We start from the raw sequence: 18,741 nt of genomic DNA on the forward strand, positions 1-18,741 counted from the left end.
TAATATATAAAATATAATTTAATATGGCAATTTTAGTATTATTCAGACACGGACAAAGTGTATGGAATCTGGAAAATAAATTTACAGGATGGGTAGACGTTGATCTTACCGATAAAGGAAGAGAGGAAGCTAAGGAAGCTGGAGACAAATTAAAGGGAATGCATTTTGATTATGCTTATTCCTCCGAACTTAAAAGAGCTCAGGAGACACTCAATATAGCTTTGAATGAAGCGGGAATAAAAAATGTGCCTACCATCTATAATAAAGCATTAAATGAGAGAATGTACGGTGATTTGCAAGGGTTAAATAAAGCCGAGACTGCTAAAAAATTTGGAGAAGAACAGGTGCACCAATGGAGAAGAAGTTATGATATAGCTCCTCCTAACGGAGAAAGTCTTAAAGATACAGCAGAAAGGGTTATTCCTTATTTTGAAAAAGAAATAATTCCGAAACTGAAAGAGGGGAAAAACATAGTCATTGCAGCTCATGGTAATAGTTTAAGAGCTCTGATTATGTATCTTGAAAAACTTACTCCTAATGAAATAATCAATTTTGAAATTGCAACTGGCGTACCTCGTGAGTATGATTTGGATCAAAATTTAAAAATTATTAAGGTTAAAAACTTATAAATATTCTTAGAGAAATAAAAATGTCCTGAACTGGTTCAGGACATTTTTATTATTTACGTTTTCTAAAATCCCAGGGAGCTATCGGTTTTTTTAAGCTCCATATATTTAATTTGCTTTTTCTTGCCTGCTGTTCCAGCATTAAATAATGACTTGAATAGGTGTATTTGTACTTCCATGCCAAACCATTTTTCAGCAATTCTTCATTAACGTTTTTTCCTTCAACTTTAACAATGCCTAACGTTCTTTTATATCTGTCGATTCCTTTAATTTCTACAGTTACATTTTTACCAAAGCATATTGTACTGGTAAATGTTCGTGCTTTAGTCCCGAAATCCTGTTTATTTTCCGGACAATCAATTCCATACAACCGGATTTTTACTTGTTTTTTATCTTCTGTAAGAATTGTAATCGTATCTCCATCAGCCACTTTTATCACTTTCCCTGTTAAGGTTGCTGTTTTTTGAAATCCTAAACAGAATAAAATGCATAAAAGCAATAACTTAATTCTCCATAAGAGATTAACCTTAGTCATAAATTCAGATATAAAAGGCTGTGATACTAATACAAATTATTAATTACTGTCTGGTGGCTCTAACTTCTCCGTAACCTATGAGAGCATCATAAGTACCTCCAAATGGCACGTAATAGATTAATGCCTGATATAAATTTTCTGTCTGCCAAAATGAACCGGGAATTTCTGAAAAACTTATTCTACCTGATTTTTTATCTTTGGTAGCAATGGTATAATTATAAAACCCTTGCTTAAGTAAACATGTTTTTTCATATCCTCTTTGCTCTTCATTGAATTCCATTTTATTACTTTCCGATAAATCATAATTGTTAAACAGACCCACAACATAAAGATCTTTATCGTCAATCGGATTAGTTGAATTTACAAAAAAACTTACGGGTGTGTAATCACCTTCATTTCGTGCATCCCTTTCCTGGCTTAAATCAAATCTACGAAAATAAAATGCCCCGTTTACATCTGGATTATACGTATAATCTAAAGGATATGGTATCACCGGATATAACCAGGTATTATATTTCCCTTCTGATTCAAAAACTCTATATACTCCGTATCCGGCTACTGTTATGTTTTTTGTATCAAATGTAAAAAATTCATTACCTCCTTCAAATGCATTGGTTAATTGACCAAAAGTGAATAAATTTCCATTAATAAACTGGGGAGATATATTACATTGAGCAACTTTCCAATTATTATTCTGTAAGATACATAAGGAAAGTTGATTATTTCTTATTGAACCTTGATTAGAAGGAATGGATGCCTCTACAATCACACGTTGTGTTATATCCGGATTTTGTGCTGATGAATACCTTTCATATTTCACTCCAACTTCTGCCTGCGGCTCATAATACAATATTTTTTTACTAAAAACTGGTTTCCTATCTGCATCATATACTGTAAAGAGATAATTTCCTGATACTTTCGGACGCATGTCATTATTAGGAAATTCCAGGGTATAGTGAGTATAGTTTTGTCGTGTATTAAATGAAGATTGATATTCATAAATCTGTGATTGAGTATACCCATCTATGTATTCCGATTCAAAGAGATTGTCTTTTTCCCAGTTTCTATCGTAATGCCTGATTGAATAATAAAGCCTTTCATAGCCTTTATCCAACATATCAAATGATAATATAAATTTATCTCCTAGTTTTAAAATTGTAGTTTCATCATTAGTTTCAGGATTAAAAAACTGTATTCCATTCACACTCTTGTCGTAAACTTTTTCTTCTGCCTGCTGTGCCATTAAGGCCAAAGGAAATAATAAATTTATCAGTAATTTTCTCATAGATACTTAATAATTATAATTTAAATACTTCTTGCCTATTTACATGGGTCAAGATAATAAAAAAAATCTCCATCAGAATCAATATTTCTGATTATAATATGTGAAAATTTATAATCTAATTTTTTTTAGAAACTATACTATTTTTAAAAAAAGTTAGGATTTGTAAAAAATAAAAAATGGAGCCTACTACTCCATCAGTTTTAAGAAAAGACCAATTTTCCGCCTAAATTAGACATCTGCCTCATGATCCAAATTTTTCGCTTTTGAATATATCTTCCGTTTATTTTTTTTCCATATTCTCTTGGATTTGGTAACAAGGCTGCCAGTGTAGCCGCCTCTGCTTTTGTAAGATTTGATGCTGATTTATTAAAATAATGATTTGCGGCAGCCTGAACTCCATAAATACCGTCTCCGAATTCAGCAACATTTAAATATACTTCCAATATTCTCTGTTTCTTCCAAATCAGCTCTATTAATCCAGTAAAATAAGTCTCCAGTCCTTTTCTTACATAGTTTCTTCCATCCCAAAGGAAAACATTTTTTGCGGTTTGCTGGGAAATTGTACTGGCACCTCTTTTAGGTGCTCCGTCTTTTTCAATAATTTTTTGAATTTCTTTAAAATCAAATCCACTATGAGTGAGAAAGTTCTGATCTTCACTGGATACTACAGCCAGCTGCATTGAATTGGCAATCTGATCTAAGGGTACCCATTCTTTTTTTATTGAACTTCCATTGACAAAATATCTTTTTAACATAAGTTCAGTAAAGGGAACGGGAACCCATTTATAAACGAAAGTCATTACAATGGATAATAAAAATAATCCTATCAATATTCTTTTTATCCACTTAAATATTTTCATTTTTAATGTTTAAAGTTTATTACCAACCTTTAACTGCTCCTCCTTTGAATTCTTTGTCAGCAGTTGCTGCTACCTCATCGGATTGGTATGCTTTTACAAATTTTTTCACATTTTCAGCATCTTTATTTTCTTCTCTGGAAACAATTATATTTACATAGGGAGATTCTTTGTCTTCTACAAACAAACCATCTTTTAGTAAAAATCCGGCTTTTGCTGCAAATGTATTATTGATAATTGATATTTCTACTTTAGGATCATCTAAAGTTCTAGGTAATTGTGGACCTTCCAAATCTATAATATTCAAATGCTTTGGATTTTCAACAATGTCTGTTACCTGTGAAAACAAATTAGTAGAATCTTTAAGTTTTATTAACCCTTGTTTTTGAAGAAGTATTAGAGCTCTGGCTCTGTTTGCCGGATCGTTAGGTATGGCTACTCCAGCTCCATCTTTTAATTCTGTTAACGATTTAATTTTTTTTGAATATCCTGCCAAAGGATAAACAAATGTATTTCCTACTACAGCCAGTTTATAACCTTTGTTTTTTCTAACATCATCTAAAAAAGGATTGGTTTGATAGGCATTCACATCTATATCTCCATCATTTAAGGCAGAGTTTGGAAGCACATAATCGTTAAATTGTACCAATTCCACATCTAAACCGTATTTTTCTTTAGCAACTTTCTGAGCCGTTTGTGCTACTACATATTCCGGTCCTGATATTACTCCTACTTTTATGTGATTAGGATCATTTTTTTTATCATTGTGACATGATGTTACTAAAAACAAGCTTACTATACTAAATACAGCTAATAATTTTTTCATTTTTTGAATTTTTATTACTTCTTACAAAGTTATTGTTTTATTATTTATGATTTACTTTTTTAGAAAGATAATCTCCTGTAAACTGAATGGCAAAAACAAGAAGTATTAATAAAATTAGAACGGTATTCATAATAGTGACATCATACCCAACATATCCGTACTGATAGCCAATCTGCCCTAATCCTCCGGCTCCTACTGCACCTCCCATGGCCGAATAACCAACCAAAGTAATTAGTGTTATTGTTGCTCCATTTATAAGTGATGGCATAGCCTCAGGTAGAAGCACTTTCCATACTATCTGAAACGATGTAGCACCCATAGCTTTAGAGGCTTCTATCAACCCATTAGGTACTTCCAGCAAACTATTTTCAACCATCCGAGCAATGAAAGGAGCTACCCCTATGCTTAACGGCACTAAAGCCGCACTTACTCCGATAGAAGTTCCTACCAGCATCCGTGTGAAAGGTATCATCCAGACAATTAATATGATAAATGGGATTGCCCGAAAAATATTAACAATTACTGATGCCGTATTATTAAATATAACATTTTCTTTAATCTGCCCTTTACGAGTAATAAAGAGAAGCACTCCCATGGGAAGCCCTAAAATAAAACCAAATATTCCTGAAACAAAAGTCATAACCAATGTTTCTCCTATTCCTTTAATTAAAAGTTCAATCATTGAATCAGACATATCCTAATACTGTTACTTTAATATTTTTACTTTTCAAATAATCTATAGCCTGTTGTTCCTGCTCCGGATCTCCCATAAATTCTGTCAGCATAACACCAAATTTAACCCCTCCGGCATAATCCATACGTGCGCTAATAATATTATTGTTAATATCGAATTTTCTTGCAGCTTCTGATAAAATAGGTTCATCTACTGTATTACCGGTAATTTGTAATTTTAATAAGGGGTGTTTTCCTGATTCAGGATTAGGTATTAATCGTTCCTGATAGTCAACGGGTATTTCCAAATGTAGCGAAGAAGCAATAAAACGGCGGGTAAGCTCTGCTTTAGGATGAGAAAATATTTCGGAAACGGAACCTTTTTCGATAAGCTGCCCATTGCTGATTACTGCTATTTCATCACATATTTCTTTTACTACATCCATTTCGTGAGTGATTAAAAGTATTGTAATGTCCAGCTTTTTATTGATGTCTTTCAACAAAGTTAGTATTGAATGAGTGGTCGCTGGATCTAAAGCACTGGTAGCCTCATCTGAGAGAAGTACTTTGGGGTTATTTGCCAGTGTTCTAGCAATTGCTACCCTCTGTTTCTGACCTCCGGATAAATTAGAAGGATAAACATATGCTTTCTCTTTAAGTCCAACCAGTTCAATTAATTCATAAACTCTTTTTTCAATATTAGTTTTTGACATGCCACTCAGCTCAAGAGGAAAGGCAATATTTTCAAAAACTGTTCTTGATGAAAGAAGGTTAAAATGTTGAAATATCATTCCTATGTTTCGTCTTGCTTTTACCAAAGCTCCTGATGTCATTTCCATAAGATTCTTTCCATCCACCCAAACTTCTCCTGAGGTAGGTCTTTCAAGCAGATTAACACACCGGATTAAGGTGCTTTTCCCTGCACCGGATTCTCCGATAACTCCAACTATTTTACCCTGAGGAATTGACAAATCAATTCCGGATAAGGCTGAAGTCCTCTTTCCATTCAGCTCAAAAACCTTCGTAATATTCTTTAATTCAATCATTTATGTGAAAAAATATTCCTATTAATTTCTTTTAAAATTGTTTGCAAAAATACAATATTCAGATTGATAAATAGTTATTAAAACACGAATATATTTACCTTATTCCCTGTTATTAGCCTATTATTGCTTATATACTTTATACAAATCTGATTCAAAAACGGAAAGAAGCTGGTTAATATATCTTGTGGATGATTTGATTTGATCGATCATTTCAGATCTCATATGAAGCTCATCTGCTGTATAATTTCCTCCGGTTCCAAAAAAAAGATTTTCTTCAGTACTATCAATATCTCCTTTTAAAACAAATTTTTTCCATCTTTTTTTTGTACTTTCCTGTAATGACATATGTTCTTCGCTATTAAATTCGATAATTTGAAATATATTCCAGACTAAATTAGGATACTCTTCATGATTTTCATTAGCCCATATGGGAGACAAAATATTTTTTGAATGATAGAATTCAATTTTTTTCCCTTTAGGCTTTATAGTCAATGCTCCCAAACCTGCACTTAACAATCCTCCCCCAACACCTACAGCCGTTTGCGTATTACTGTCTTTAAACAAAACTGTAGCTACGGTAGTTAAAGCTCCTATAACAACCGATCCTACAGTAAGCCGCGTATTTCTTCCATCGTTTAAATCATCTAGATAGGCAGCAGCCAAATCTGCTCTTTCTCCCTCACAATCCAATTCTGAGATTATTGCATCCAATTCTGTTTTTGCCAGCGAAATACGCTGAGTTATTATTTGCTTTAATTCGAGAATATCCAAACGATTATCATTAACTGGATCATTTCTCAATTTTATTAAATTATTAATTTCTTTATTAATTCCCAGAACTTTTCCCATTGAGATATCATACTGAGATAAAGAGCTAGAATAAAGATCTTTATAATTTGCATCTACCTGGAGTGTATCCATTAAAAAATTATCCTGATGATATGAGTTTGCTGATGTACAATAGCTATATTTAAAGTTATCAACGGGCACTTTATTCGCTCCGCAAGAGATGAAGTTTAAAGCAATTATGAGAACTTGTATGCCTAATATTATAAAACTCTTTTTTAGCAGCATATCACGCTAGATTTAAGATGTATTCAACAAATATAAATATTTAATCACTTTTATTAAAATCTAATATCACGTTTGTTAATTAACAAATATTTAATTGACTGTTGTGATAATTTAAGAATTTAATACGGTAATTTTGTTCATGTAAGTTATACATATTTAGTCTAAATTTGATAGTTAAATATTGAAAGTTAAGTGACAAGTTCTTGCTTTTTTTGTTTAAAACAATGTACAAATAGAATGAACATAATTTATAACTTATCATATTTAGTAGTTATTTTATAATATTTTTATCTGAAAAAGGAAATATAATATATTTCCTTTTTTTATTTACAGCAAATCTAATCTTATAAGTAATTTTTCATTGTCATAGTAATTTCTGATGTCTGCTATAAATAAAAATGATGATAAATTTTCGTATTTAAATTGTGCGCTATTTAATTTTACACAATTAATTAAATAATGAAAGAAATTCCTAGTATCAACGAACAGTTATGTTTCCCTATTTACGTCATATCGAGACAAATAACAACTTTATACAGACCTTATCTTGAAAAATTAGGACTCACCTATCCTCAATATCTGGTAATGCTTGTCCTTTGGGAAACAGGTACCTGTTGTGTAAAGGATATTGGTGAACGATTATGGTTAGATAGTGGTACGTTAACTCCTTTGTTAAAGAGAATGGAGGAAAATGGATGGATAAGCAGAAGCCGTTGTGCAGATGATGAACGTATTGTACTTATTCATATGACTGAGAAAGGTATTAATCTGAAGCCTTTGGTGTCTGAATTACCTTGTATTTTAAAAAAAGAGCTTAGTGATGAAGACGGACGCCTCGATGATTTAAGAAATCAATTAAATGATTTACTTTCTTTCATTTCAAATAAATGTAAAACAAAACATAATTTAATAAAATAACTTTTCAAATTGTAAATTAATATGGAATTAATAAAAGCATTAGAATGGAGATACGCTACTAAGAAATTTAACCCTTCAAAAAAAGTTGAACAATCTTTAGTCGATCAAATAATAGAAGCTGCCTGGTTAGCACCGACCTCATCGGGTCTTCAACCATTCAAAATTATAGAGATTACCAATCAAGAACTTAAGGAAAAAATGGTTCCTATCTCTATGAATCAACAACAAGTTGCAGACAGTTCTCACGTTCTTGTCTTTGCGGCCTGGGATACTTATACAGAAAACAGAATTGATACTATTTACAGTCACATAACACAAAATCGCAATCAGCCAGATGATGCATATAAAAGCTATACTGACAGAATTAAAGGCATTTATCTTAATCAGGAAGATGAACTAAACTTTGCTCACACAGCTAGACAGGCTTATATTGCTTTCGGTTTATCAATTGCTGCTGCTGCAGAGCTTAAAGTTGATACTACTCCGATGGAAGGTTTTGATAATGAAGCTTTAGACAATTTATTAGACTTAAAAAAACAAAATTTAAGAAGTGTAACTGTACTACCCCTAGGATATAGAGATTCAGAAAATGATTGGTTGGTTAATATGAAAAAGGTGAGACATCCTAAAAAAGATTTTTTAATTCAGATAAAATAAAATTGTTTAAACAATTTGAATAAAAAAGCCTTCTTTTTAACAAAGAAGGCTTTTCTGTATTAATCAGTTGTCCGATGAAAAAAGAGAATAACATTTTTATTATTGCTAATGTACACCATAAACTGAACTTTAAAATACGGAAATCCGTAAAATGATTGTATTTTTAATCATTTTATCCGAATAAGATAATATTTATTTACTTTTTTTATACACAAGTTTAAATAATTAGAATACAAAAATAAAAAAACAGAATTATATTTATTAGTTATAAACGTTACTCATAAAGAGATGCATGTTTAAACATTTTATATATTAATTTATAAACATTTTTTTAATTATTCACACCTTAAATATTTGTAATATTAACTTTATCTCTTTAAATTTAATTAACCTAAATTAATTATTTAATCCTTCAATTGAGATAATTAACACAAACAAGCAATTTAAAATCATAAATAGCTACAAATATCATTTATAAAAAAATACTTAACTTTGCTACTCTGCCTTACCAAAATAAATTATAACCTGCTAATTTAAATAAAGCCGTAATTTTTCGGTCTTTAGTCTACTATTTATGTGCTATATAACATAAAAAAGAAACTATAACTACTCATTATTACATCAAATCCAACAGGTTAATTTTAATTATTTGCTAAAAATAAATTATGAGTAAGTCTATTAAACAAAAACTATCATTCACAACCTCTTTTTCCAAGTCTGTTGCATTACCAGGGCTTTTAGTTATTGTATTTGTATCTATATTTTGCGGATTTTTCCCTGAAAAGGCTAATACTATATTATTAATTATTCAAGGTTACATCTTCGAAAAACTGAGTTGGGTTTATGTTTTGCTGATTACTTTTTTCATCCTTTTTCTAATCATTTTAGCATTGAGCAAGCTTGGAAATATTCGTTTAGGCTCTGATAATTCAAAACCTAAGTATAGTTTTTTTTCATGGATAGCTATGCTTTTCGCGGCAGGAATGGGAATAGGTCTTATGTATTTTGGAGTAGCAGAAACCATGTCTCATTATAGTAATCCTCCGATTCCGGGTGGTGATGCAATTGAAAGAGCAAAAAATGCACAACTCTATACTTTTTTTCATTGGGGAATACACGCCTGGGCCATCTATGCTACTCTTGGTTTAATACTTGCTTATTTTTCATACAGATATAAACTACCTTTAGCTATTAGAAGTGCATTGTATCCTTTACTAAAAGATAAAATAAACGGAACATTCGGAAATATAATTGATACTTTTGCTCTTTGCAGTACTTTTTTCGGAATCGCTACTACCCTTGGTTTTGGAATCGTTCAACTTTGTGCTGGACTCACCAGCACAGGTCTGATTGAAAATCCCGGGTTTACCTTTCAGATTATTATTGTCGTTGTAGTCATGTCTATTGCTATTGGCTCAACATTAAGCGGTTTAGATAAAGGAGTTAAAAAATTAAGTGAATTAAATTTACTCTTAGCCTTATTGTTTATGCTTTTCATTCTTTTCACAGGTCCTACGATATATATTTTAGGAACTTTTAGTGAAGGTGTAGGATATTATATAAGCAATTTTACCAGCTTAACATTTAATACATTCGCTTTTGAAACCGATGGACAGCAGTGGTTTTCTCAATGGACTATTTTATACTGGGCCTGGTGGATTTCATGGGCTCCTTTTGTGGGATTATTTATTGCTAAGATATCCAAGGGAAGAACTATACGAGAATTTATTATTGCGGTTTTGATTATCCCTTCAATCTTTAATTTTTTATGGATGAGCATTTTCGGAAGCAGTGCCATTTGGATAGATAAATTTGAGGCAGATGGGGCATTGGGCGCCATGGTTAATAATCCGGATATATTACTATTTAAATTTTTCGAATATTTTCCACTTACTAAAATTTTAAATATTCTAGCCATAGGTATTATAACGGTATTTTTTGTTACTTCGGCAGATTCCGGAATCCTGGTTATGAACAGTATCGCTTCCAAACAAAATCAAAAAATCCCTAAGTGGCAAAATATATTCTGGGGCATTTTATTAATCGTTCTTTCACTTGCAATGCTTAGATCCGGAGGCTTAAAATCACTTCAAACAATGACCTTGATAACTGCGTTACCCTTTGGCCTGATAATGCTCTTGCTTTGTTTTTGTCTCTGGAAAGCTTTACAGGTTGACGTAAAATTTCATCAATCCGATTTTTCGTATGGGAGCTTTGCCTGGAATGGAAGCAACTGGAAAAACAGACTTGAACAAATTCTTACATTTTCAAAAAAGAAAGACGTTAAAACATTTTTTCAGGATGTTGTATTTGTAGCATTCACTGAGTTTAAAAACCAACTATCTGATAACAATATAGAAGCTGTCATTAATAAAAAAGAGACCCCTGATTTGTCTATTGAACTAGTGATAACACATGATAAATTTAAAAATTTTGTTTACGGAGTTTCTGCTGAGCCTCAAGTAATTTCAGATTCTATGATTAAAGAAAATAATGCACCTGATGTTCAAAAAGGAACCATGTTTGTGCCTATTACTTATTTTAGCGACGGACGAAGAGGACACGATATACAATATATGACTAAAAATGAAATAATTGCTGATATACTAAGAGAGTATGAACGATTCATAACTTTAATATCTGATAATGAAAATGAAATTATTATTAATACATAATAAATTCCAAAATTAAACAAAGTTTTTATCCAATAAAAAAAGTAAACCGTTACGAAACTTTTAATTGCTGTTTGAGTACTAATGGATAAACAGGACAAAAAACCCGAGAACACTTTGAAGGTGTATTAAGTTTCTTATGTTTAAATCTCTTATGTGTCCATAAATAATATTCCGGAGCTTCCAGAATCTGACTTTCCAATAGTCTGAAAAATTCATCGGTTAGTTCATAGTCCGAATATTCGTAAATGTCTTTTTTAGGAGATACAAATTCAGCTGTATAATAGCCTCTTTTTACTTTTTTACCTTTTACAAACATAATATTCATATCATGTTTTTTAGCCAGAAATTCTGCCCCGGTAAAAACAGGCACATTGACCCCAAAAAATTGAGTAAAGTGATTTACTTTTCTTAATTTAGGAGATTGATCACTTACAAACCCATAATAACCTTTAATTCCTGATTCCTGATTAGATTTCAGTGTATCTTTTATGTCCTTAGAATTAACCAATGTCCCTCCAAATTTCCCTCTTACATTTCTAATCATTTGATCAAAATATTTATTCCTCAACTTTTTATAGACTCCAAAACCTTTAAAGTTTAAATATTTGTTCATGATTAAAAGCCATTCATAACTGGAATAATGTGCACAGACTAAAATGACGCTTTTTCCTTTCGCTTCAAACTCTTTAACTAAATCTATATTTTTTATTTTAAAACGCTTTTCCATTTCCCTTTCAGAAATAGTCATAGTTTTAATCATTTCTAAAAAACTATCGCAAAAATGCTGATAAAACTTCTTTTCAACTTGTTTTCGTTTATAATCGGAAAAATGAGGAAGGGCAATCTGCAAATTTTCCCTTACCGTTTTTTTCCTGTAGCCAACAATTCTGTAGAGAACCCAATAAGAGATATCTGATAAAATGTATAAAATTCTAAATGGAACTTTTGAAACTATCCATAATAATGGATAAAAGATTAAAAAACTGATTAATTGCATATATACTAAGAGAGGTTATAAAAAGATTATATTTGAAATATTTATCTGTTGCAAACGTTTTTTTATAAATATCTCAATCTTTATACTTCCAATAACGATTAAAAAACTTATTTAGTATATTTCCTTAATAAAGTATACTAATTGAATAAAAGGTTTAGGCATGACAAACTCCTCAAACGTCTAGTATTAAATGAAAACATCTGTCTATAAAATATAAAACAGATGCTTATTTTTTTTACAAAATTCTATTAAAATACTTCGCTGAAATTCAAAATACAAAAAAATTAGTCGTCTAATTATTATTGCAATAGTGATATATTAATGTTTCTATACTTTCTAATACAATAGACTCAACCGTATCATAAGGATACAGTCCACTACAACCGTTACTTTCAACTAGCAACAATTTTTCTTTTAAATTATCGTATTCAGTATTTCCATAAGTATGCTTGTACCAATTCTTAAAACTACTGATATTCATACCCGAAGAAACCGGTGAATAATTATCTGTAGAGTATTCCATATAGTAATCTTTTAGTTTTTTGGAATCAGTAATTTTAATTATATAGTTAGACATTTTTATGATTTAATAAATTAAACTTTTTCGCTGACTAATTTTTTACCCGTAAGTTTTTGTATACTCCTAAGCGTTTTTTGTTCTTCCTGAGAACAAAAAGAAAAAGCAGTTCCTGAATTACCGGCTCTACCGGTTCTTCCGATTCTATGTACGTAAGTTTCAGGCTCACTAGGTAAATCATAATTTATAACTAATTCCAAGTGACTTACATCTATACCTCTTGCTGCTATATCTGTAGCTATTAAAATCTTATTTTTTCTTGAATTGAAATCAGTTAATATGCGCTGACGTGCATTCTGAGATTTATTTCCATGGATTGCCTCACTAAATATTCCCGCCTTTTTTAAAGTTCTAACAATTCTGTCAGCGCCATGTTTGGTTCGTAAAAATACTAATGCCAGCTGATCTTTATTTTTTGAAAGTAAATCTACCAATAATTTATTTTTATCTGATTTTTCAACAAAAAAAACTCGCTGATGAATGGTATCCACGGTTGAAGAAACCGGAGTTACCTCTACTTTGACCGGATTTGATAGTAAATTCTTTGACAACGAAGCTATCATAGAAGGCATAGTTGCGGAAAAAAAAAGCGTTTGCTTCTGCTTAGGCAAATATTGAATTATTTTTTTCATATCATGGATAAATCCCATATCCAACATTTTATCCGCTTCATCTATAATAAAAAATTCAACAAATCTTAAGTCTACTACTTTTTGATTCATCAAATCTAAAAGCCTTCCGGGAGTTGCTATTAGAAGATCTATACCGTTTTGCAATGTTTTGATTTGACGATCTTTGTTTACACCGCCAAAAATAACTCCGTGATTAATATTTAAATAAGTAGTATAATCTTTAAAACTATCACTAATTTGTATTGCTAATTCTCTTGTCGGAGCTAAAACCAATGCTTTTATTGCTTTTTTATTATTTTTTCCAACATTTTCTTTTTGTACCAGCTGTTGAATAACAGGCAATAAAAATGCAGCTGTTTTTCCAGTACCTGTCTGCGCCAATCCTAATACATCGCGTTCATTAAGTATATGAGGAATTGTTTCTTTCTGTATTGGGGTAGGTGAATTATATCCTTTATCATTTAAAGCTCTTAATAAGGGCTCAATGATATTTAAATCGTTAAAAGTCATAAATTGAATGTATAGCTATTCAGCTATTTTAAATTGTTTTTAAATACAAGAAGTGGGGGAGAAAACTGAACGTAGTGCCTACACAAATTGCTATGTAAATGCAAATATACGCATAAATTAATTAAAATAATTTAATTAAGCCATAATTAACCTAAATATATCATTTCTGTCAAATATTTTTCTGTTTTTTTCACTGGCCTTATAAATCAAATGAAATAAAAAAACGCAACCAGTATTTATTAAACCGATTGCGTTAAAGTACCCGGGGCGGGAATCGAACCCGCACGATATTGCTATCACTGGATTTTGAGTCCAGCGCGTCTACCAATTCCGCCACCCGGGCTTCGAATTGTGACGGCAAATATACTTAATTATTTTTTTTCTTTCAAAATTTATATTCTATATTTTAATCTTTTATATCTTCGTAAAAAAAAATAAGGTATGAAAGTACTGATTATTAATGGGCCTAATCTAAATTTATTGGGAAAAAGAGAACCTGAAATTTACGGGAGTACAACTTTTGATGAGTACTTTATGCATTTAAAAGAAAAATTCAATACTTTAGATTTAGAGTATTTTCAATCTAATCATGAAGGTTTTCTGATAGACAAAATTCATGAGGTAGGTTTCAGTTATGATGGAATTGTAATAAACCCCGGTGCATTAACTCATTATTCGTATGCTCTGCACGACGCACTTAAATCAGTAACTACGCCGGCTATTGAAATACATATTTCTGATATTGAAAAAAGAGAAGATTTCAGAAAGATATCAGTGACCCGAGATGCCTGTATTTTACAAATAAAAGGAAAAGGCCTGCCCGGCTACGATGAAGCAATTAACTATTTCACAAACAGCCTGAACAAAAAAAGTTAACCTAAATTATTTTTTATGAAAGACCGTATTAATGGAAAAGTTATTCATCAAGTATTATTCATTCTTGTAATAATAGCCTTGTTTTTTCTCATCATCAGCCAGTTAGCTATTTTTTTACCCAGCTTACTAGGAGCAGCGACTTTATACGCTCTTTCCCGGAATTTTTTTCTGTTTCTTACAGAAAAGAAGAAATGGAACAAATGGGTTACAGTTCTGGTTATATTTTTACTTGCTATTTTAATCATTTCAGCCCCTGTCTATCTCATTATAGAGCTAGCCTATTCAAAAGTACAGGTAGCACTTTCTTATTCTCAGAGTATCAATGAATCAATTGCAAAAATCGTTCACGACGTACAGGCCCGATATCATTTTAATATACTGAGTAAAGACAACATTCTTCAGGCCACATCCTGGGCAGGTAAGTTTGTTCCACAGATTTTAAATTCTACGATGAATTCTGTAGTCGTATTTTTCTTTTCATTTTTTATTTTCTTTTTTATGATTATGAATATTCGTAAAATGGAAAGCACATTTATGAAATGGTCTCCTATTAAAAATGAAAACACTATCAAACTTGGACAAAAATTAAAAAAGATGATTCAGTCCAATGCTATAGGTATTCCTGCAGTAGCCTTAATTCAGGGGATAGTAGCAGTTATCGGATATACAATTATAGGTCTGGACAATTTATGGTTTTGGTTTGCAGTAACTACTTTTGCTTCCATGATACCTATTGTCGGGGCAGCTCTTGCATATGTTCCTATTGCTATTCTGCTTTTTACTTCCGGACAAACCTGGCAATCTGTTTTCGTACTTTTATACGGAACGATCGTCGTGGGACTTTCAGACAACATAGTAAGATTTACCCTTTTAAAAAAACTTGATAACGTGCATCCTTTAATCACTGTATTCGGTGTCATTTTCGGAATGAATATCTTTGGATTTTTAGGACTAATTTTCGGCCCTATTCTGTTGTCGTGTTTTTTCCTACTGATTGAAGTTTATACTGATGAATTTTCTGATAAAAAAAATACGAAAGAATAAGCATTTAATTATTGGAACGGAATTTGCAATTTTAAAAGTGTTTATAAAACTTTATTAATTTTTATCATTATTATTTTTCTTAGTAAGAGAAAAATATCTGAATCTAATATACAGGACATGAAGACTGAAAAAACTGAAGAAGAATGGAAAAGTGAACTTTCACCGGAAGAATATTATGTGCTTCGGGAAAAAGGTACGGAAGCTCCTTATAGCGGTAAATTTTACATGCATTTTGATAAAGGAATTTATACCTGTAAAGCTTGTGGTGCGGTTTTATTTGACAGTAACTCAAAATTTGATTCACACTGCGGATGGCCAAGTTTTGACCGAGAAATTGAAAAAGGAAGAATTATCGAGAAAATAGATAGATCCCATAACATGACCCGGATGGAAATTCTTTGTGCCAATTGCGGTAGTCATTTGGGACATGTATTTAATGACGGGCCAACACAGACAGGTTTGCGTTATTGCGTTAATTCTGTATCTCTTGATTTTGAAAAAACGAATTAAAAGTCAATAAATAAAATGGCAAAAATTTTAAAGATTCATCCAGACAATCCATCAGAAAAACAAATTAATGAGGTAGTGGAAGTTCTAAAAAAAGGAGGAATTATTGTTTATCCTTCCGATACTGTTTATGGACTGGGTTGTGATATCTTTAATCATAAAGCTATGGAACGCTTATCTAAAATAAAAGGTGTAAAACTTGAAAAAGCTCAATTTTCTTTTATTTGCAGCGATTTAAGCAATTTATCTCAGTTTTCCAAACCTATAGACAATACTATATTTAAATTACTTAAAAGAGCTTTACCCGGACCTTTTACTTTTATTCTTAATGCTTCTAATAGCTTACCAACTACTTATAAAAGCAAAAAAACGGTAGGAATCAGAGTTCCTGATCATAACATTCCAAGAATGATTGTCGAAAAATTGGGTTATCCCATTGCTTCTACTTCTACTCATAGTGATGACGAAATTATGGAATACTCAACAGATCCTGAATTAATTGCAGAAAAATATGATAAGTTAGTAGACTTAGTGATTGATAGCGGCGTTGGTGATTATACGGCTTCTACGGTTGTTGATGTAACTTCCGGCGAACCCGTTCTTTTAAGGAAAGGGAAAGGCGATCTGGATTTATATATTTAACAAATTAAAGTAAGTTACAAGTTTACATATACAATAGCCTCCGGAGATGGATTTATATAAAATCTGCTCCGGAGGTTATTTTTATATATTATAAATACTTAGCTGCCAACTTATAAAACAAAAAAACGGATAGAGATTTTTGTATTTTGTAAACAGAATAATTATTTATAGTATTGTTTATTTTACAAATGAGTTATAAGAACTTAGAACAGATTCATATGAGGAGTCCAAACTCCTAATATCACCGTCAGAAATTGTACCGGTCTCTTTAGAATTTCGTATTAATTTCCGGTAATTATCGAGAAAGTTTCTCGCTTTTGTATTTACTGATTCAAACTGCGTTTTTTTGCTGGAATATTGAGAATCTGTCACGTTAAAATCAAGCTTTTCATTGTTTCCAACGGCTTTTTCCAATTCATCATATTTGTTTTTTGCAACGGACTCATTAAACCCTCCCGTATACTGTTTTTCCAAAATTTCCATTGTAGAGTCCAACAAATTTATAATTCCTTTTGAAGAGATAATATACTTCTTCATAGGATGATCTTTTAAAATTTCCTCTTCTGCCAGATCGGTTGCAGGTTTTATTTTAGTAATTATACTTTCGCCAACAATATAAAAAGCCTGAGCTTCTGCTTCAATTTCCTTATTTAATCTTTCTGCTTTAGCTCCGCTGTCATCTTTATAATCCTCAGCATTTATGTAAGATTTTAATTCTTCACTCTTTTTTCTTATACTTTCAATTTTTGCTTTATACGTGTTGAAATCTTTTTCGATAGCATTTTTATCTTTACCAAACCCTGAAGGAATTTCTTTTATTTTACTAATATTAAAATCTCTAATATTTATGACCATTGGCATAATTAATACTCTTCCGCCTTTTGCTTTAGTTTCTGCAGCCTGAGAATATTTTAAAATACTTTCAATATTATCAGTAGAACTTTTATAAGAATCTAGAAAATTATTATTAAAATCTATTATAGCATTTGCATCAGACAGGTTACTTTTTAAAACGGTATTTCCAATTTTATTTATTTCTTTCTTACAACTAGTATTTACTGCCACAGCTGACAGTGCTAATACTAAAACTAAAATTTTTCTCATTTTTATTATTTTAAGCAATTTTTATTTTGGATTAAATGAAAATTTTCATACTTTTTTTGAAAAAATTTTATGTTTTTAAATAAAAAACATAAAAAAATTAAATCACACTAATATAAACCTTCTTTTACCTACAGAGTCATGTTTTACCAAAGATATAAATTGCTGTTCTTTATGTTTACATCTTTTTTTCGTGCAAAATCTGGTAGGCAATAAATATTTCAAGCAAATTCACTTGCCTGGATACCGATTTTAAATTTATATTGATTAATTTGTTTATTCCCAATTTATTTCGAAATTCATAATAAATGATTTATTACTTAATGCCAAATTAAAAAAAAATTTATGAAGTATCAGACTTTATATATTAAATTTTATAAAAAATCTTTCATAGTAAAAGAACCGTACTTTCTAAATGCCTATATTCAATTTGCATCTTATTAAATTTCAGAATGAGTTAATGTGTTCATTTTCAACTCAACTCACCTACAGCTTAATTCATCCTGCTTTCAACCGTATTTTTAACGAACATATTGAAAGCGGGATGAATTATAGGTTGAAAAAGATTCCTTAATATTCACTTACTTCGGAATTTACTGAGAAACTTAATACTCCCAATAACCTTTTAATGTACGGATGATATGAAGATTAACCGGTTTAAAGATATTCAATAATAATCTGGGA

19 protein-coding genes and 1 tRNA gene are annotated in these 18,741 nt (G+C 31.0%); 8 read left to right on the forward strand and 12 right to left on the reverse strand.

Annotation, left to right across the window (positions count from 1 at the left end; all coding sequences use genetic code 11):
* Window positions 1-23: 23 nt before the first annotated feature.
* Window positions 24-629 carry a 2,3-diphosphoglycerate-dependent phosphoglycerate mutase gene (locus EQ921_RS12025; protein WP_128331828.1) on the forward strand — a complete coding sequence of 202 codons (606 nt, stop codon included), beginning with the start codon at window positions 24-26 and terminating at the stop codon, window positions 627-629.
* A gap of 49 nt (window positions 630-678) precedes the next feature.
* On the opposite strand, the gene EQ921_RS12030 is transcribed toward EQ921_RS12025, so the two are convergent.
* The 7 genes from EQ921_RS12030 to EQ921_RS12060 form a co-directional block, all read right to left on the reverse strand.
* On the reverse strand, window positions 679-1,161 hold the full coding sequence (locus tag EQ921_RS12030) for a thermonuclease family protein (protein ID WP_128331829.1): 483 nt from the start codon (window positions 1,159-1,161) through the stop codon (window positions 679-681).
* 43 nt (window positions 1,162-1,204) lie between these two features.
* On the reverse strand, window positions 1,205-2,446 hold the full coding sequence (locus EQ921_RS12035; protein ID WP_128331830.1) for a type IX secretion system plug protein domain-containing protein: 1,242 nt from the start codon (window positions 2,444-2,446) through the stop codon (window positions 1,205-1,207).
* A gap of 200 nt (window positions 2,447-2,646) precedes the next feature.
* Window positions 2,647-3,306, reverse strand: coding sequence for a monofunctional biosynthetic peptidoglycan transglycosylase (gene mtgA / locus EQ921_RS12040; RefSeq protein ID WP_128149822.1), 660 nt, complete (start codon window positions 3,304-3,306; stop codon window positions 2,647-2,649).
* A 19-nt stretch (window positions 3,307-3,325) separates the two neighbouring features.
* Complete coding sequence (locus EQ921_RS12045) at window positions 3,326-4,129, reverse strand: MetQ/NlpA family lipoprotein (RefSeq protein WP_128149824.1); 804 nt, start codon at window positions 4,127-4,129, stop codon at window positions 3,326-3,328.
* A 40-nt stretch (window positions 4,130-4,169) separates the two neighbouring features.
* Entirely contained in the window at window positions 4,170-4,823 is a 654-nt protein-coding gene (gene metI, locus EQ921_RS12050; protein WP_128331831.1) for a methionine ABC transporter permease MetI, read from the reverse strand.
* Entirely contained in the window at window positions 4,816-5,847 is a 1,032-nt protein-coding gene (metN, locus tag EQ921_RS12055) for a methionine ABC transporter ATP-binding protein MetN (RefSeq protein ID WP_128331832.1), read from the reverse strand. The genes metI and metN overlap by 8 nt, the downstream gene beginning before the upstream one ends.
* A 120-nt stretch (window positions 5,848-5,967) precedes the next feature.
* Entirely contained in the window at window positions 5,968-6,921 is a 954-nt protein-coding gene (locus EQ921_RS12060; protein ID WP_128331833.1) for a hypothetical protein, read from the reverse strand.
* 459 nt (window positions 6,922-7,380) lie between these two features.
* On the opposite strand from EQ921_RS12060, the gene EQ921_RS12065 reads away from it, so the two are divergent.
* The 3 genes from EQ921_RS12065 (at window position 7,381) to EQ921_RS12075 (ending at window position 11,171) form a co-directional block, all read left to right on the forward strand.
* Window positions 7,381-7,839: a MarR family winged helix-turn-helix transcriptional regulator gene (locus tag EQ921_RS12065; protein WP_128149832.1), complete on the forward strand. Its 459-nt coding sequence runs from the start codon at window positions 7,381-7,383 to the stop codon at window positions 7,837-7,839.
* Between the two features lie 21 nt (window positions 7,840-7,860).
* Complete coding sequence (locus tag EQ921_RS12070) at window positions 7,861-8,496, forward strand: NAD(P)H-dependent oxidoreductase (RefSeq protein WP_128331834.1); 636 nt, start codon at window positions 7,861-7,863, stop codon at window positions 8,494-8,496.
* Between the two features lie 665 nt (window positions 8,497-9,161).
* On the forward strand, window positions 9,162-11,171 hold the full coding sequence (locus EQ921_RS12075; RefSeq protein WP_128331835.1) for a BCCT family transporter: 2,010 nt from the start codon (window positions 9,162-9,164) through the stop codon (window positions 11,169-11,171).
* Window positions 11,172-11,220: 49 nt separating this feature from the next.
* Here EQ921_RS12075 and EQ921_RS12080 read toward each other — a convergent pair whose 3' ends face one another.
* The 4 genes from EQ921_RS12080 to EQ921_RS12095 all read right to left on the reverse strand — a co-directional run bounded on the left by EQ921_RS12080 (window position 11,221) and on the right by EQ921_RS12095 (window position 14,230).
* Window positions 11,221-12,168, reverse strand: coding sequence for a lysophospholipid acyltransferase family protein (locus tag EQ921_RS12080; protein WP_128331836.1), 948 nt, complete (start codon window positions 12,166-12,168; stop codon window positions 11,221-11,223).
* Between the two features lie 292 nt (window positions 12,169-12,460).
* On the reverse strand, window positions 12,461-12,745 hold the full coding sequence (locus EQ921_RS12085; protein WP_128149840.1) for a hypothetical protein: 285 nt from the start codon (window positions 12,743-12,745) through the stop codon (window positions 12,461-12,463).
* Between the two features lie 17 nt (window positions 12,746-12,762).
* Window positions 12,763-13,887, reverse strand: coding sequence for a DEAD/DEAH box helicase (locus EQ921_RS12090; protein WP_128331837.1), 1,125 nt, complete (start codon window positions 13,885-13,887; stop codon window positions 12,763-12,765).
* A gap of 259 nt (window positions 13,888-14,146) precedes the next feature.
* A tRNA-Leu gene (locus EQ921_RS12095) sits at window positions 14,147-14,230 on the reverse strand.
* Between the two features lie 98 nt (window positions 14,231-14,328).
* Between EQ921_RS12095 and EQ921_RS12100 the strand changes: the two genes are divergently transcribed.
* From EQ921_RS12100 to EQ921_RS12115, 4 genes are all read left to right on the forward strand, one after another.
* Window positions 14,329-14,763, forward strand: coding sequence for a type II 3-dehydroquinate dehydratase (locus EQ921_RS12100; protein WP_128149844.1), 435 nt, complete (start codon window positions 14,329-14,331; stop codon window positions 14,761-14,763).
* Between the two features lie 15 nt (window positions 14,764-14,778).
* Window positions 14,779-15,807 carry an AI-2E family transporter gene (locus tag EQ921_RS12105; RefSeq protein WP_128331838.1) on the forward strand — a complete coding sequence of 343 codons (1,029 nt, stop codon included), beginning with the start codon at window positions 14,779-14,781 and terminating at the stop codon, window positions 15,805-15,807.
* A 117-nt stretch (window positions 15,808-15,924) separates the two neighbouring features.
* A complete protein-coding gene (gene msrB / locus EQ921_RS12110) occupies window positions 15,925-16,317 on the forward strand; it encodes a peptide-methionine (R)-S-oxide reductase MsrB (RefSeq protein ID WP_128331839.1) in 393 nt (130 codons plus the stop codon).
* 15 nt (window positions 16,318-16,332) lie between these two features.
* Window positions 16,333-16,956, forward strand: a complete 624-nt coding sequence (locus EQ921_RS12115) for an L-threonylcarbamoyladenylate synthase (protein WP_128149850.1) — start codon at window positions 16,333-16,335, stop codon at window positions 16,954-16,956.
* A gap of 177 nt (window positions 16,957-17,133) precedes the next feature.
* On the opposite strand, the gene EQ921_RS12120 is transcribed toward EQ921_RS12115, so the two are convergent.
* Window positions 17,134-18,060, reverse strand: a complete 927-nt coding sequence (locus tag EQ921_RS12120; protein ID WP_128331840.1) for a DUF3829 domain-containing protein — start codon at window positions 18,058-18,060, stop codon at window positions 17,134-17,136.
* Window positions 18,061-18,741 lie beyond the last annotated feature (681 nt).

Origin of the sequence: Apibacter sp. HY039, assembly GCF_004023655.1 — a bacterium.
Classification (GTDB): Bacteria; Bacteroidota; Bacteroidia; order Flavobacteriales; family Weeksellaceae; genus Apibacter; species Apibacter raozihei.